The sequence below is a fragment of the Rheinheimera sp. 1928-s genome (assembly GCF_029269265.1).
GTDB lineage: Bacteria > Pseudomonadota > Gammaproteobacteria > Enterobacterales > Alteromonadaceae > Pararheinheimera.
This window is the reverse complement of sequence record NZ_JARIXP010000002.1, coordinates 368,741-382,771: the sequence shown is the minus strand read 5'-3', so window position 1 is coordinate 382,771 and position 14,031 is coordinate 368,741. Positions and strand designations below refer to the sequence as shown.

Genomic DNA, 14,031 nt, shown 5'->3' with positions numbered 1-14,031 from the left:
GAAATGACAACAGCAAGGACGCTGCTGTCAGTTAGCCTGTAACGCGGCGGCGTGGTGCGTTGATGTTAATGCAGTTTTGCTGCAAAAACGGAATAATTTTGTCTGTCAGTACCACAGCTCTGGACACATTGCAGAAGTACGCCTGCACCGGCTGTTCAAAGTCTGATGAAATAGCTTGGGACGCTTCCTGAATAGCGCTGATATAGCTAAAGTCAGTCTGGAAATAATGTTTTACTTTGTAGTCTTTCGACAAAACCCAAAACAGTTCAACCCCTTCTTTTCGGCCTTGCATCGTCAGCACAGTTTTTAGCGTATCGCCGACCCGGAATCGTCTGTCGGTTTCATTGCCTTTCCAGTTCTCTGGTAAAGCCACCATGCGGTTTGCTCTGTCGCGCAACAACGAAATCAGGTTGCTGTGATCTTCTGTTAATTCAATCACAAAATCAGCCGATCCATCGTCTTTATCAGCCAAAGAACTACGAATATTGCTATAGAAATTAGTAAAGCCCTTGACTGCGTCTGAGCTTCTTTCTGATAATTTTTCCGGCTTGAAATACAGCAATTCCGGTTTAAACATCACAATAGCAGCAAGTATGAATAATAAAGCTGCAAGCAATAAGTGCTTGATCCAAAACCACATAGCTTTTATCCCTGGTCAGCGTCACAGCATAATAGCCTGCCTTAACGCTGTGCTGCAACTTCAGTTCATTGCAATAAAGTATAGAGCTATTTTAATACAAACTCGGGTCTTCCGGATTTGGTCTGGTTTTAAAGCGACGATGCAGCCACATATACTGTTCAGGGTGAGCCATAACACCTTGTTCTAACCACTGATTGACGCGTGTTACATCGGCTTTGTTATCGCCACTTGGAAAGTTTTCAAAAGCAGGTAAGGCATCTACTCTGTAGCCCTGATAACCAGGCAAACGGTAACAATGAATAGGCACAGTTTCACAGTTCGCACTGCTGGCAAACAATAAAGTACCAGTAGTAGTGGCGGTTTCTTTGACGGCGAAAAATGGCACAAACTCTGCTTTGTTGCGACCATAGTCCTGATCGGGCAGATAAAAACAGACTTCTTTTTCGTTTAAGGCTTTGATCATAGTGCGTACATCACGTTTACCAATCAGGTAGCGGTTTGAGCGCACCCGGCCATGGTATTGGAAGTACTCCATAATTTCATTGTCGTTCGGGCGGTAAAAACCAACAGCAGGGCAATGAAAACCAAAGGTACGGGCTATCATCTCCAGTGACAAAAAGTGGCCACAAAGCAGCAATACGCCTTTGCCCTGATCCAGTATGTCCTGAATATGTTCTTTACCTGTGAACTGGCATAAAGGACGGGCACGCCAGTCTGGCCACCACCAGCCGATAAAGGTTTCAAAAGCGGCTTTGCCGGTTTCTTTGAAATTTTGTTTGACCAGAGCTTCGCGTTCGGCTTCTGGCATATCCGGGAAACACAGCTCCAGATTACGGCGCGTCACTTTCACCCGTGATTTCATAGCTTTCATCAGTAACCAGCCTAAGCCTTCGCCCATTTTCATCAATACAGGGTAAGGCAGCCACAGCAGGATCCACATCAGGCCTAAACCACACCATAAAGGCCAGTGTTTAGGGTGCAAAAAACCAATGGTAAAACGTGGAACATGAACCACAGCAAATCCTCGGGCAAAAAAAGTGCGGCTATTGTAACGAAAAAAAACGGGGAAAAAAGTCTTAACTGGTAGGAACAGGCTCCTCTGAAGCTGTGTTTACAGCTTCAGAGGAGCCAATTTGAAAAGAGATTTAGTTACCTAAAGCTCTGTTTACAGTGAATAAATCGTCTTCAGTTAAAGTACCTGCTGCTTGTTTTAAGGCTAAAACAGACAAGATGTAGTCGTAACGAGCTTTTGACAGGTTTCGACGGGCATCAAACAGGTTACGGGTACTTTGCAGTACGTCAACAATAGTACGGGTACCTACTTCAAAACCTGCTTCAGTGGCTTTTAACGCACTTTCAGCTGAAACCACAGCCTGTTCTAAAGCTTTGGTGCTTGAGATCAAAGCGCCTACGTTGTTGTAGTTGCTGCGTACCTGACGGATCACACTACGGTGGCTCAGTTCTAAATCTTCAGCCGCTTCGACGTAGTTCGCACGAACCACTTCTTCGTTAGCAACAGTGCCGCCGCCTGAATAAATAGGTACCACTAAATTAATGCCAACAGAGCTGCTGTCCTCACGAGGTGAGTTAAAACCTACGTTGGTGTCTTTGTTTCTGCTGTTGCTGTTGCTCAGGCCCGTAGAAGCTTCTAAATCCAGAGTGGGGTAATGACCTGACTTCGCAATCTGAATATTGTGTTCGGCAATATCTAATGACAGCTTACGGATTTTCAGCTCCAGGTTATTGTCCTGTGCTGTTTGTACCCAGTCCTGTGCATTGTTTGGTGTTGGTTGGCTGGTGCTGAATCGTGACGTATTTAACGAGTCAAGCTGAGGATGATATTGGCCAGTAATTTCACGTAAAAATTCACGGGCTGTTTCCAGTGCGTTTTGAGCACTGATTTCCTGAGCTACTGCGATATCGTATTGAGCCTGAGCTTCATGTACGTCGGTAATAGCAGTTAAACCTACAGCAAAACGTTGTTTGGTTTGTTCCAATTGGCGCTCAATGGCGCGCTTTTCCGCAATGACAAAACTTAAGTTGTCGTCTGCAGTTAATACATCAAAATAAGTCTGAGAAACACGGACTATCAAAGTCTGTACTGCGGCGTCATAAGCCGTCTGACCTTGTAAGGCTGCTTTTTCAGCGATAGACAGGTTTTCATAACGAGCCCAGTCAAATAAAGACTGAGTTAAACCTATGCCTGCTCTGACAGTGTTGCTTTCAGCATCAAACACACTGCCGCTATTGTCTCTGCTGTCGCCAAAGGCATGAGTGGCACCTGCAGTAAAGTTTACTGCAGGTAATAAGCGTGCTTTAGATACGTCAATACCAGCTTTGGCTGCATCACGAGTCGCTGCGGCTTTTAATACTTGCGGGTCTTTTTTTGTCGCTAACTGATAAATGGTTTGCAAGTTTTCGGCATTTGCCTGCACACTCAGAAGAGCCAGTGCCGAGCCAATCAACGTGCCTAACAAGGTTTTTTTCATAACCGAAAGTCCATAATTGTGCAAAAGTGAGCCAATAATACCTTGTTGGTATTAACTAAGTAATGAATAAAGCGTAAACAGCATAGGTTCAAGTGTAACAGAATGTGAGTCTTCAAATGCCTGATTTCAAGCCAGAAAATTATCCTTCTTTTCATTCATCTGATGTAAAAATACTCGACCAGAACACAGTTTTTCAGGGTTTTTTCCGGATCGACAGTTACAAAGTAGAACATAAATTGTTTAACGGCAGCTGGAGTACAGAAGTAAAGCGCGAATTATTTGAGCGTGGTCATGCTGTCATAGTGCTGCCTTATGATGTGCAAAACGACAGTCTGGTGCTGATTGAGCAATTTCGTATCGGCGCCTTGCAGAATCCAAACGGCCCTTGGTTACTCGAAGCTATAGCTGGCATGATTGAGCAAGGTGAATCGGTGGAGCAGGTTGCACAACGTGAATCTGAAGAAGAAGCTGGTCTGAAGCTAACAGAATTCTGGCCTATGCTTAGTTATCAAAGTAGCCCCGGTGGATGCACAGAACGAGTGTATTTAGTGCTGGCGCGACTGCAGCATCAGGTGACCACAGGGATTTATGGCTTGGCATCTGAGCAGGAGGATATTAAAGTTCACAGCATGTCACGCCAGGTCGCGATGCAACTTTTGAAAGCCGGAAAAATTGATAACGCTGCCACTGTCATTGCACTGCAATGGTTAGCCTTGAATCTGGATGAAGTAAAACAACGCTGGTCTGAATCAACATGAGTGCCGTCATGATGAGAAAACAAGAATAAAGAGAGTAGCTGGTATGCCAAATTTGGCCCGAAAACGTTATGTGCCTTACCTGCCTGATTTCCTCAGTTTATGTGAGCGCAATTACGCACAGCTGCGTTTTTTTCTGCCCCGCCATCAGCGTCCGGGGCAACGTTGTCTTATTCATATCAATGCCAGCGAAAGTTATCAGGTAGAACTGCTTGAGCTATGTAAATACACCACCACTATCAGCATTGAACTCATTAGTCAGTCGATGATTGGCTGGTTGAAACCGCGCTTTGAAGTGCGGCTCTATCATGATGCCCGGCTGGCGGAAGTGCTGGCTTGTCAGCAGGTGCGGCAGCTTAAAGCTGTGTACAGTTATCCAAATGTCGATATGTTACTGCCTGACGAAAAACGACAGATTAATTTGTTACTGCGTGACTGGCTGAACCTGTGTTCACGCCGCGGCTATCAAAATGCTGAGTTATTGGCCTGATGGCTTTTGTGTTTGCACCACAAGACTCTTATCGTCTGCTGCAAATTTCTGATTGTCATTTAGTGGCAGAAGCGGATGGCTGGTTTTGTGGAGTTCAGCCTTATCGGCAACTGGAATTGTTGTTGTCTCCACTTCAGCATAACCAGCCTGATGCGGTGATCCTGACCGGAGATTTAACTCAGGATCATAGTCTGGTCTCTTATCAGTTGATCGCGGCTTTATTCAGTGAATGGTCGTGCCCGGTGTTTTATTTGCCCGGCAATCATGATGATATTGGCTTGATGCAACAGGCTTTTGCAACGCCGCCTTTTTGTGCTGAGACAGAGTTAAGTCTTGGCAGCTGGCGTTTGTGTTTATTGAACAGTAAAGGGCCAACACCAGCAGGCTATTTTGATACAACACGACAACAGCAGTTAGAACGGCAGCTGTTGTCTTATCCGCCGGATTCGGCTGTCTGGTTGTTTTGTCATCATCATATCAGCTCGATGGGTAGTTTTATTGACGAACATATTCAACTGAATGCAGCTGCTGTATGGCAGATCCTGGCCTCAGATCCGCGTATCAAAGGCCTGGCCCATGGTCATTGCCATTATGCCTATGCCACAATGCAGCAAGGTATTCAGCTGGTGGGTTGCCCTGCCAGTTCAGTGCAGTTTTTGCTGACACCTGACTATCAGCCTGTGGCGGGTCGTCCCGGATATATTGAATGGAATTTTAAAGCCGCTGCTCATCTTGATACCGCAGTGCGCTGGCAGTTTTTGGAAGGGTAAATGTCTAAACTTGTTGTCTATTTACATGGCTTTGCCAGCTCGTCGCAATCCGAAAAAGCCTTAATCACCAAGGCATTTTTTCAGCGGCAGTTGCCTGATGTTGAGCTGGTGATGCCGGATTTACCTTACACACCAAAAGAAGCTGTAGCTGCAATAGAGCGGGCGCTGAATGGCCGGCGTCCAGATGCAGTGATTGGCAGTTCTCTGGGCGGATTTTTAGGAACTTATCTGGCCGAACAAACAGGTTGCTATGCTGCATTGATTAACCCTGCTGTGGCACCTTACGAGTTATTGAGCCAGCATTTTGGCACTTATCATCATCCGGTGTTGAAGCAGGATTTCAGTGTTGAACCCCAGCATATGCCGCTGCTGGCTGAGCTTGAACATAAACCTTCGGCTTTGGATCGTTATCTGGTGCTGTTGCAAGAAGGCGACGAAGTGCTGGATTATCGTAAAGCGCTGCAGTTTTATGCAGGTTGTACACTGGATGTGCAACCAGGTGGTGATCATAGTTATCAGGGCTATGCCAATTGCCTGCCCGCTATTGTCAAGTTTTGCCAATTAGAGTAAAACACTGGTTGTTAATACAGTTATTCTGGCTATATATCCTGCGTACCTGAAGTAGCCGCTTCACGTATGACTGGTACATTAAAATGAGTGATTAAAGAAGTGATGTTTGCCCCATGACAGACCAGCAATACAACGCCGACTCCATTGAGGTGCTGACAGGCCTTGAGCCAGTGCAGCGCCGTCCAGGTATGTATACAGATACCACCCGTCCTAACCATTTAGGTCAGGAAGTTATAGATAACAGCGTCGATGAAGCTTTGGCTGGCCATGCTGATCTGGTGCATGTCATTTTGCATGAGGACCAGTCGCTGGAAGTGATAGACAATGGTCGTGGTATGCCGGTGGATATTCACCCGGAAGAAGGGGTGTCCGGTGTTGAATTGATCCTCTGTCGTCTGCATGCCGGTGGTAAGTTTTCTAATAAAAACTACCAGTTCTCCGGTGGTTTGCACGGCGTAGGTATTTCTGTGGTCAACGCCTTGTCGAGTCGGGTCGATGTGGCTGTGCGCCGTGATGGCAATGTGTATGAAATAGCTTTTGAGCATGGCAATAAAGTCAGTGAGCTTGCGATTACCGGCACCGTAGGTAAACGTAATACAGGCACTCGCGTGCGTTTTTGGCCAGCCCCTGATTATTTTGATTCACCTAAGTTTTCCGTCAGTCGCATGCTGCATGTACTCAAAGCCAAAGCGGTATTGTGTCCTGGCCTTACTATTAAGTTTGACGACAAGGTCAACAATCAAAGTTATCAGTGGTGTTATCAGGCCGGTATCCGTGATTATTTAATGGATGCGGTCAAAGACATGGTGGCTTTGCCTGAGCAGCCTTTTGTCGGCAGCTTAAGTGCCAGTAACGAAGCAGTCGAATGGGCTGTGCTCTGGTTACCTGAAGGTGGCGAGCTGGTCACTGAAAGTTATGTCAACCTGATCCCAACTGCTCAGGGCGGTACTCACGTCAACGGTTTACGTCAGGGCTTGTTAGAAGCACTGCGCGATTTTTGTGAATTCCGTAACTTATTGCCACGCGGCATTAAGTTAACGCCTGAAGATGTCTGGGATCGCTGTAGTTACATTCTGTCATTAAAAATGCAGGAACCTCAATTTGCCGGACAGACTAAAGAAAAACTGTCGTCGCGTCAGGCTGTGGCTTTTATCAGCGGTGTGGTGAAAGATGCTTTTAGTTTGTGGCTGAACGAACACACAGATATAGCTGAGCAACTGGCTGAGTTTTGTATCAATAACGCACAAAAACGTTTACGTGCGGCCAAAAAGATTATCCGCAAAAAAGTCACTGCTGGCCCCGCTTTACCCGGCAAGTTATCTGACTGTTCATCGCAGGATCTTAATCGCACAGAGTTGTTTTTTGTCGAAGGGGATTCAGCAGGTGGTTCGGCGAAACAGGCTCGGGATCGTGAGTTTCAGGCGGTGATGCCACTGCGCGGTAAAATTCTGAATACCTGGGAAGTTGAATCTGAGCAAATTTTAGGGTCACAGGAAGTGCATGATATTTCTGTGGCTATAGGGATGGATCCAAACTCTGCTGATTTGAGCCAGCTGCGTTACGGCAAAATTTGTATTCTGGCTGACGCCGACTCAGATGGTTTGCATATCGCCACCTTATTGTGTGCTTTGTTTATGCGCCATTTCCGCCCGCTGGTGGAAGCCGGTCACATTTATGTGGCTATGCCGCCTTTGTACCGTATCGACTGTGGCAAAGAAGTATTTTACGCACTGGATGAAGACGAGAAAAAAGGCATTCTTGATCGCTTAGAAGCCGAGAAAAAGCGTAGCAAAATCAACGTGCAACGTTTTAAAGGTTTGGGCGAAATGAACCCGTTGCAGCTGCGCGAAACCACCATAGATCCAAACACCAGACGTCTGGTGCAATTGACCATTGATGACCTGGTTCAAACCATGGAAATGATGGATATGCTGCTGGCGAAGAAGCGGGCAACGGACAGAAAAGACTGGCTGGAGATGAAAGGCGACCGCGCTATAGTCGCAGTCTAACCTTTCGCTTTTTGCTTGAAGGACTACAGATGATACAAAAACAATACCTCATATCATGGGGAACGCTGTTGGGCTTCTGCTTGTGTTTTGCCTTTGGGCTGCAGGCCAATGACGCTGTATTGCCTGAATGGCTGCAACAAGTTAAACAACAAAAAGCCCAACAACCTGAACAAATGTTGCTGCTCTTACAGCAACAACAGGCCGCATATGGCGAATGGGACAACGAGTTGCAGGTGCAGTTTTTATTGCAGCTCTCTGATGTGTATGAAAGTTTAGGTAAACATCAGCAGCAGAAGGAAGTAGCGGAGCGGGGTCTGGCATTACTAGGTGAGCGCCGTGATTTAACCACTATCGATTTTTGGAACAACTTAGGTTTTGCGCTTGAAATGCAAAGCCAGTATCAACAGGCCTTGCATTATTACCTGCAGGCTTCAGCCCTGGCTGACGAATTAAAAGCCGAAAAACTGCATATTGAAGCGGATATTAATATCGCGGCTATTTACAGCATTCAGGATAAAACTCAGGAGGCGCTGGCGCTGCTGAAAAGCAGTTACGACAGAGCTGTGCTGCTAAAAGATCCGGAAAGTCTGGCTTATGTAAACGCTGAACTGGGCTTGCTTTATGTTGGCCTGGGTTTTGATAAAGAAGCCATTCAGTTTATGGAAGAAGCACTGGTAGGGTATGAGGCTTTAGGCTGGCAAAAAGATAAAATGGACGTGTTATTTAACTTAGCCAGAAGTTACAGCTACTTAGAGCAATACGACAAAGCCATGTTACGTTATGATCAGTTGCTGCAACTGGCCATAGCACAACAGGATCAGGCCAATTTGTATTTTGCTTATCTGGGGCTGGCGTCCACCAGTAAAGACAACGAAAAGCTGGACGTCGCTTTGGCCTATATAGAAAAAGCTGAACAGTATTTACCAGGTTTACAGTCGACTTATCAGAACTCTATGCATCACTATGAAAAAGCGCTGATTTATCGTGAGTTAGGCCAGATTTCCCTGGCAAGTCAGCAATTGGCTCAGGCCGAGCAAAGCTTAAGCAAAGAAGAAAGTAATGCCAACCAGTCCAGTGTGCTGTGGATTTTGAATTTAAAAGCCAGGCTGGAGGCTGATTCCGGTCGCTATCAAAAAGCCTATGAGCATCTGAATCAGTTTTTTCAGGGGTATCACAAATTACGCAATAAAGAACACGAGCTGTCGGTAGAAAAACTGCGCTTAGGTTTTGATGCAGAGCGCCAGCAAGCTCAAAATGAACTACTGGCTAAAGACAATGAATTACAAGCGCTGCGTTTGCAGGAAGCTGAACGTAAAAGACAGATCCAGTGGTTATGGATTGGGTTGTTTGGCTGCACCAGTTTAGTCCTGCTGGTGTTATTGCTGTGGCAACTGGCGCGCCGTCAGGCTCAAATGCAGGCGCAATTACAACAGCAGCTACAAGCAAAAGCGCTTGAAAAACAACAGAATCAGGCTGGTTAACGGAAGCTAAAAATGACAGATATTATGATATCCAATGAAGGGACGGAACAGCTACCGCTGCGCCGTTTTACAGAAGAAGCCTACCTGAATTATTCGATGTACGTCATTATGGACCGGGCTTTGCCCTTTATTGGCGACGGTTTAAAACCAGTGCAACGTCGTATTATTTATGCGATGTCAGAACTGGGTTTATCCCATCTGGCGAAGTATAAAAAATCTGCCCGTACTGTGGGTGACGTATTAGGTAAGTTTCACCCTCATGGTGACAGCGCCTGTTACGAAGCTATGGTACTGATGGCTCAGCCCTTTTCTTACCGTTACCCGCTAGTCGATGGTCAGGGTAACTGGGGTGCGCCGGACGATCCAAAGTCCTTCGCTGCTATGCGTTATACCGAAGCCAAGTTGTCCCGTTTCAGTGAAGTACTACTGAACGAGCTGGGACAGGGCACTGTGGACTGGGTGCCAAACTTTGACGGCACTATGGACGAGCCCCGCACTTTACCTGCGCGTTTGCCGCATATTTTGCTGAATGGCGTGACAGGTATAGCTGTAGGTATGGCGACAGATATTCCGCCGCATAACGCCCGTGAAGTGGCCAACGCTACCGCCTTTTTACTGGATAACCCTAAAGCCACTATCCCGGATCTGATGCAGTATATTCAGGGGCCGGATTATCCGACGGATGCTGAAATTATCAGCCCGGCGCATGAGTTGCAGGCCATTTATGAAACAGGCCGTGGCAGCATTAAGATGCGTGGTTTGTATCAGTTGGAAGATGGCGACATTATTATCACAGCCTTGCCGCATCAAACCTCTGGCTCGAAAGTACTGGAACAGATAGCTGCTCAGATGAACGCGAAAAAACTGCCTATGGTCAGTGATTTGCGTGATGAATCTGATCATGAAAACCCAACCCGCATCGTGATAGTGCCTCGCTCAAACCGCATCGACGTTGAGCAGTTGATGGCGCATTTATTTGCCACTACGGATCTGGAAAAAAGCTATCGCGTGAATTTAAACATTCTGGGCCTGGATCAGCGTCCCCGGGTGAAAAACTTATTGGAAATTTTATCTGAATGGCTGGTGTTCCGCCGCGACACAGTACGTCGTCGTCTGCAGTTCCGTTTAGATAAAGTGCTGGATCGTTTGCATGTATTAGAGGCGTTGTTGATCGCGTTTTTAAACATCGACGAAGTGATTAAAATTATCCGCGAAAACGATCAGCCCAAGCCGGTGTTAATGGCGCATTTCGGCATTACCGAACGTCAGGCTGAGGCCATACTGGAGTTAAAGTTACGTCATTTAGCTAAGCTTGAAGAGATGAAAATCCGCGGCGAACAAGCCGAGCTGGAAAAAGAACGTGATTACTTAGAAGGCATTTTAGGTTCAGAGAAAAAGCTGACCAAACTTATTCGTGAAGAACTATTAGCTGATGCTGAAAAATATGGCGACAACCGTAGAAGCCCAATCGTCATGCGCGAAGAAGCCAAAGCCTTAAGCGAAAAAGAATTACTGCCAAGTGAACCTGTCACAGTAGTGCTGTCCGAAAAAGGCTGGGTGCGCTGTGCCAAAGGCCATGATGTCGACGGCAACAGCCTGCAATACAAAGCAGGGGACGGCTTTAAAGCGGCCGCTACAGGCCGAAGTAACAGATATGCCGCCTTTATCGACTCATCCGGTCGCAGCTTTGCCGCCGAAGCTCACGATTTACCTTCTGCCCGTGGTCAGGGCGAGCCATTAACAGGCCGCTTTACCTTGGTGGCAGGAGAAAATTTTGAGCATGTGCTGATGGCTGAAGACAGCCAGAAGTTATTGCTGGCCAGTGATGCAGGTTATGGTTTTGTTGGCACCTTCGCCGATTTAGTCAGCCGTAATAAAGCCGGTAAAGCGGTGTTAACTTTACCAACTGGCGCTAAGGTATTAAGCCCTATTCCGATTAAAAACCCGGAAACAGATTTAGTAGTGGCTATCAGTACTGAAGGCCGCATGCTGGTATTCCCTGTTGCCGATTTACCGCAGCTGAGCAAAGGCAAAGGCAATAAGATTTTATCTATTCCATCGGCCCGGGCTGCCAGTCGTGAAGAGTATCTGAAACTCTTAACCGTAGTGCCTGCTGCCACAGCTGTGACTTTAGTAGCGGGTAAACGCAAAATGACCATTAAAGTGGATGATTTAGCGCATTACATAGGCGAGCGTGGTCGTCGTGGTAACAAGCTGCCTCGTGGTTTACAGCGTATTGATGAGCTGTTGACCGGCGAAGTCGCTGGCGATACTACGGAATAGACTGTAGGGGCGGGGTTTATCCCCGCCCGTCTAATGACACCGCGGTACAGATAGAAAGGGCCGGGACAAGCCGCGGCCCCTACACCACCCGCCCGTCTTGAATTACAATTCGATCCCGAACGGGAAACAGATCAAACCAGACAAAAGCTGCCAAACCGTTATACTCTGGCCCTTGTAAAAAACAGGGGCTTTTTTGTGGTAGCTATTCTGCGTTTGGTGCTGGTCGCCATTTTTATTGTATTCAGTGCCGTAGTGGGTTTGCTGATCTGTCTGGTTCGTCCTTTTTATGCCCCCAATGTGGCTTTATTTTCCAGCTGGTATGGCTGGGCTGCCTGGATCTTTGGTTTGAAAGTTGAAGTGCGTCAGGCTCCTGAAGTCACTGCTGCTATGCCTTGCGTGTTTTTAGCCAACCATCAGAATAACTACGATTTATTTACCATCAGCAAAGCCTTGTTGCCTGGCACTGTGACCATAGGTAAAAAAAGCCTGAAGTGGATCCCGTTTTTTGGTCAGCTGTATTGGCTCAGTGGCAATATTCTGATCGACAGAGCGAACAAGTCGAAAGCTGTAGGCACTATGCAAGGTGCTGTTGACCGTATAGTGCAGGACAAGGTATCGGTGTGGGTCTTTCCTGAAGGCACCCGCAGTTATGGTCGTGGTTTATTGCCTTTTAAAACCGGTGCTTTTCATATAGCGCATCAGGCCAAAGTGCCGCTGGTGCCTATTTGTATGAGCAACACCAGCAAAGTACGCTTAAACAAATGGAACAATGGCAGAGTGATTATTGAAATCATGCCGCCTATATACCCTGAAGCAGGAACTCCGGCCCGTGAACTGGCTGAAACAATACGGCAACAGATGGCAGATAAGATTAAGCTGCTTGATAGCGAAGTGGCAACCGACTACACTGCCGACTCATTGACTGTCACGGGGTAATATCATGGAAAACTGGCAAGAATTTACTGAAGACACCATAGCTGCACTGATGGAAGACGGCAGCGATCCGGATGCGGAATACACCATCGAACACCATTTTTACCATGAAGATTTTGCCCGCTTAGAAAAACTGGCTGTTGAAGTCTTTAAGTTAGGTTACGAAGTCACAGACGCCGAAGAAGTCGAATTTGAAGAAGGCGGCACCGCCTGGGTATTCGACGCAATTCGTGAACAATCTCTGGACGGCGGCAGCATTACAGCAGATGCGATCAAACTGGAAGCCTTAGCGCAGAAGTTTGGCGTGGAATACGACGGCTGGGGTACCTATTTTGAAGGTGGTGAAGACGAAGACGGCGAAGACTTCGATGATGACGAAGACGACGGCGACGAAGCTCCACGTCATTAAGTAAAAGCTGTTTTTACCTATTCAGATCTCTCATCTGTTGGGATCAAACAAAAAGGCCAGAGCTACAACTCTGGCCTTTTTCTATCACCGTCTTATATTTCTATTTCGTATAACCTTGCTACTTTAAAGTATTTTAAGTTATTAGTTGGCTCTGCTTTAATGCTTAAAGAGATAAAGATGTCTTAAAGGAGAACAGAGATGGCGGCTAAACACCTAGTACATTGGTTAGACTTGTGGCTGGATAAACTTGAATTGCTCGTTAACAAGATTGAACTGGGCGAGCAGGATCCTTCACAAGCTCATATCAATCAAAACCAGCCTTAATTCAGTTGTTAAACTGCGGCTTCACTTTCATACCATTGTTCCAGCCTTAAGCCAGTCAGTTGTTCTGACATCAAAACACCTGAACCTAGCTGTTGTGCCATTTGATGTTGTAAGCTCTGGTAGCAATGTAAAAACAAGGCCGGACCGTAACTCAATCGTTTGACGCCCAATGCTGCTAATTGTGTTTTATCCGGCAGATTCGCCAGCCACATCAGATTGATCGGTATTTGAATGGCCTGACATAATTGCTGTATAGCCAAGGGTTCTGTCAGACATGGAATAAAGAGCCCATCAGCTCCTGCGGCTTGATACAAAGCGGCGCGTTCCATACAGATCTCAACAGCAGTTTGACCCTCCGCCAACCCAGCCAGATAAATATCAGTTCTGGCATTGATAAATAACTCCCTACCAGCCAGTGCTTCACGACAGCTGCGAATTTTGGCGCAAAGTAACTCCGGGCTTTCACTGCCATCTTCCAAATTGATACCTGCAACACCTAAAGTCACAAGCTGTAAAACCAGTCGGGCAACCTGTTCAGGATCCTTGCTGTACCCCTGCTCAATATCAACAGACAAGGGCAACTTATTCACCCTTTGGATCCGCTTTATAGCGGCCAGAAGCTCGACAACAGGTAAATGTTCGCCATCTTTATATCCCAAAGACCAGGCTAAAGCTGCGCTGGATGTGCCGAGAGCTTTGGCACCTTGCTGCTGTGCTAAAACGGCACTGGCCGGATCCCAGATATTTGCAAGGAGTAAAGGGAGCGCTTGTTGGTGCAGTTGTTGAAAGTATGAGGCTGACATGATACTTATCCTGTTCAAAAAGAAGACCTCATACTAAAGAGCCTTTGCGGTTCTGTCTGGCCAGTTCCGGCACTG

Annotated in this window: 14 protein-coding genes; 10 read left to right on the top strand and 4 right to left on the bottom strand. The window is 46.7% G+C overall.

Annotated elements, in window-relative coordinates; all coding sequences use genetic code 11:
• Positions 1–31: 31 nt before the first annotated feature.
• From P3C17_RS06575 to tolC, 3 genes are all read right to left on the bottom strand, one after another.
• Complete coding sequence (locus P3C17_RS06575) at positions 32–640, bottom strand: TcpQ domain-containing protein (RefSeq protein ID WP_300928664.1); 609 nt, start codon at positions 638–640, stop codon at positions 32–34.
• Between the two features lie 91 nt (positions 641–731).
• Positions 732–1,655, bottom strand: coding sequence for an LpxL/LpxP family Kdo(2)-lipid IV(A) lauroyl/palmitoleoyl acyltransferase (lpxL, locus tag P3C17_RS06570; protein ID WP_300928663.1), 924 nt, complete (start codon positions 1,653–1,655; stop codon positions 732–734).
• Between the two features lie 130 nt (positions 1,656–1,785).
• Positions 1,786–3,129 (bottom strand): outer membrane channel protein TolC, encoded by a 1,344-nt coding sequence (tolC, locus tag P3C17_RS06565; RefSeq protein WP_300928662.1) that lies wholly within the window; start codon positions 3,127–3,129, stop codon positions 1,786–1,788.
• Between the two features lie 116 nt (positions 3,130–3,245).
• Here tolC and nudF point away from each other — a divergent pair, with 116 nt between their 5' ends.
• From nudF to P3C17_RS06515, 10 genes are all read left to right on the top strand, one after another.
• Positions 3,246–3,887: an ADP-ribose diphosphatase gene (gene nudF, locus P3C17_RS06560; RefSeq protein WP_300928661.1), complete on the top strand. Its 642-nt coding sequence runs from the start codon at positions 3,246–3,248 to the stop codon at positions 3,885–3,887.
• A 43-nt stretch (positions 3,888–3,930) separates the two neighbouring features.
• Positions 3,931–4,374, top strand: a complete 444-nt coding sequence (locus P3C17_RS06555) for a DUF1249 domain-containing protein (RefSeq protein WP_300928660.1) — start codon at positions 3,931–3,933, stop codon at positions 4,372–4,374.
• Positions 4,374–5,144 (top strand): metallophosphoesterase, encoded by a 771-nt coding sequence (locus P3C17_RS06550; protein ID WP_300928659.1) that lies wholly within the window; start codon positions 4,374–4,376, stop codon positions 5,142–5,144. The genes P3C17_RS06555 and P3C17_RS06550 overlap by 1 nt, the downstream gene beginning before the upstream one ends.
• Complete coding sequence (locus tag P3C17_RS06545; RefSeq protein ID WP_300928658.1) at positions 5,145–5,714, top strand: YqiA/YcfP family alpha/beta fold hydrolase; 570 nt, start codon at positions 5,145–5,147, stop codon at positions 5,712–5,714.
• 113 nt (positions 5,715–5,827) lie between these two features.
• Positions 5,828–7,723, top strand: a complete 1,896-nt coding sequence (gene parE, locus P3C17_RS06540; protein WP_300928657.1) for a DNA topoisomerase IV subunit B — start codon at positions 5,828–5,830, stop codon at positions 7,721–7,723.
• Between the two features lie 29 nt (positions 7,724–7,752).
• Positions 7,753–9,204, top strand: coding sequence for a tetratricopeptide repeat protein (locus tag P3C17_RS06535; protein WP_300928656.1), 1,452 nt, complete (start codon positions 7,753–7,755; stop codon positions 9,202–9,204).
• A 12-nt stretch (positions 9,205–9,216) separates the two neighbouring features.
• A complete protein-coding gene (parC, locus tag P3C17_RS06530) occupies positions 9,217–11,487 on the top strand; it encodes a DNA topoisomerase IV subunit A (RefSeq protein WP_233080908.1) in 2,271 nt (756 codons plus the stop codon).
• A 195-nt stretch (positions 11,488–11,682) separates the two neighbouring features.
• Entirely contained in the window at positions 11,683–12,423 is a 741-nt protein-coding gene (locus P3C17_RS06525; RefSeq protein ID WP_300928655.1) for a 1-acylglycerol-3-phosphate O-acyltransferase, read from the top strand.
• Between the two features lie 4 nt (positions 12,424–12,427).
• The gene (rraB, locus tag P3C17_RS06520) at positions 12,428–12,829 is read left to right on the top strand and encodes a ribonuclease E inhibitor RraB (RefSeq protein ID WP_233080910.1); all 402 of its coding nucleotides are present in this window, start codon (positions 12,428–12,430) and stop codon (positions 12,827–12,829) included.
• A gap of 198 nt (positions 12,830–13,027) precedes the next feature.
• Positions 13,028–13,153, top strand: coding sequence for a hypothetical protein (locus P3C17_RS06515; protein WP_300928654.1), 126 nt, complete (start codon positions 13,028–13,030; stop codon positions 13,151–13,153).
• Between the two features lie 8 nt (positions 13,154–13,161).
• Here P3C17_RS06515 and P3C17_RS06510 read toward each other — a convergent pair whose 3' ends face one another.
• A complete protein-coding gene (locus P3C17_RS06510) occupies positions 13,162–13,956 on the bottom strand; it encodes an isocitrate lyase/phosphoenolpyruvate mutase family protein (protein WP_300928653.1) in 795 nt (264 codons plus the stop codon).
• Positions 13,957–14,031 lie beyond the last annotated feature (75 nt).

What these genes read in the sequence shown, in the direction of transcription:
- P3C17_RS06575 (WP_300928664.1), bottom strand. Translation starts at nt 640, where the DNA reads ATGTGGTTTTGGATCAAGCACTTATTGCTTGCAGCTTTATTATTCATA.
- P3C17_RS06555 (WP_300928660.1), top strand. Translation starts at nt 3,931, where the DNA reads ATGCCAAATTTGGCCCGAAAACGTTATGTGCCTTACCTGCCTGATTTC.
- parE (WP_300928657.1), top strand. Translation starts at nt 5,828, where the DNA reads ATGACAGACCAGCAATACAACGCCGACTCCATTGAGGTGCTGACAGGC.
- P3C17_RS06535 (WP_300928656.1), top strand. Translation starts at nt 7,753, where the DNA reads ATGATACAAAAACAATACCTCATATCATGGGGAACGCTGTTGGGCTTC.
- tolC (WP_300928662.1), bottom strand. Translation starts at nt 3,129, where the DNA reads ATGAAAAAAACCTTGTTAGGCACGTTGATTGGCTCGGCACTGGCTCTT.
- P3C17_RS06510 (WP_300928653.1), bottom strand. Translation starts at nt 13,956, where the DNA reads ATGTCAGCCTCATACTTTCAACAACTGCACCAACAAGCGCTCCCTTTA.
- P3C17_RS06515 (WP_300928654.1), top strand. Translation starts at nt 13,028, where the DNA reads ATGGCGGCTAAACACCTAGTACATTGGTTAGACTTGTGGCTGGATAAA.
- nudF (WP_300928661.1), top strand. Translation starts at nt 3,246, where the DNA reads ATGCCTGATTTCAAGCCAGAAAATTATCCTTCTTTTCATTCATCTGAT.
- parC (WP_233080908.1), top strand. Translation starts at nt 9,217, where the DNA reads ATGACAGATATTATGATATCCAATGAAGGGACGGAACAGCTACCGCTG.
- P3C17_RS06550 (WP_300928659.1), top strand. Translation starts at nt 4,374, where the DNA reads ATGGCTTTTGTGTTTGCACCACAAGACTCTTATCGTCTGCTGCAAATT.
- rraB (WP_233080910.1), top strand. Translation starts at nt 12,428, where the DNA reads ATGGAAAACTGGCAAGAATTTACTGAAGACACCATAGCTGCACTGATG.
- P3C17_RS06545 (WP_300928658.1), top strand. Translation starts at nt 5,145, where the DNA reads ATGTCTAAACTTGTTGTCTATTTACATGGCTTTGCCAGCTCGTCGCAA.